Raw genomic sequence first — 1,083 nt, forward strand, 5'->3', positions numbered from 1 at the left:
GTAAATGGCGAAAGAAAGTTAGGGCGTCTGGTGGATGCCTTGGCTCTCGGAGGCGATGAAGGACGTGATAAGCTGCGATAAGCCGTGGGTAGGTGCAAATAACCTTTGATCCATGGATTTCCGAATGGGACAACCCAGCCGGCTGAAGGCCGGTTATCCTTACCCAAGTAAGGAGGCAAACGGGGGGAACTGAAACATCTTAGTACCCCCAGGAAGAGAAAATAAATAATGATTCCCCCAGTAGTGGCGAGCGAACGGGGAAGAGCCCAAACCGCATGTGTAGCAATGCACATACGGGGTAGTAGGACCACGCCGTGGTACCTGAATCGTGAGAAGAATCATCTGGAAAGTTGATCCGTAGAAGGTGAAAGACCTGTAATCGAAGCGAGACGGGGCCTAGTGGTATCCTGAGTAACGCGGAGCACGAGGAATTCTGCGCGAATCCGCCGGGACCATCCGGTAAGGCTAAATACTCCCGAGAGACCGATAGCGAACCAGTACCGTGAGGGAAAGGTGAAAAGCACCCCGACGAGGGGAGTGAAACAGTACCTGAAACCAGTCGCCTACAAGCGGTCGGAGCTAGTTTTACTAGTGACGGCGTGCCTTTTGCATAATGAACCTACGAGTTACCATCACAGGCGAGGTTAAGCGGTTCAGCCGCGTAAGCCGCAGTGAAAGCGAGCCTGAACAGGGCGTCAAGTCTGTGGGGGTAGACGCGAAACCGAGTGATCTACACATGTCCAGGGTGAAGTCCCGGTAACACGGGATGGAGGCCCGCACCAATAAGCGTTGAAAAGCTTCTGGATGAGGTGTGTGTAGGAGTGAAAGGCCAATCAAACTCGGAGATAGCTCGTACTCCCCGAAAGGCATTTAGGTGCCGCGTCGGATGGTCACCGTGAGAGGTAGAGCGACCGATAGGTCAAGAGGGCTTCACCGCCTATCGAGACCTGACGAACTCCGAATGCTCACGGTCTGCAGTCCGGCAGTAAGGGTGCGGGTGCTAAGGTCCGTGCCCGAGAGGAGAAGAATCCAGACCGCCGTCTAAGGTCCCGGAATCCTGTCTGAGTTAGTCTAACGAAGTCT

1 rRNA gene is annotated in these 1,083 nt (G+C 54.3%); it reads left to right on the forward strand.

From position 1 onward, the window contains the following. Positions 1 to 7: 7 nt before the first annotated feature. A 23S ribosomal RNA gene (locus BMX82_RS12825) occupies positions 8 to 1,083 on the forward strand; the annotation flags it as partial.

Origin of the sequence: Prevotella sp. khp7 (assembly GCF_900109055.1) — a bacterium.
Lineage (GTDB): Bacteria > Bacteroidota > Bacteroidia > Bacteroidales > Bacteroidaceae > Prevotella.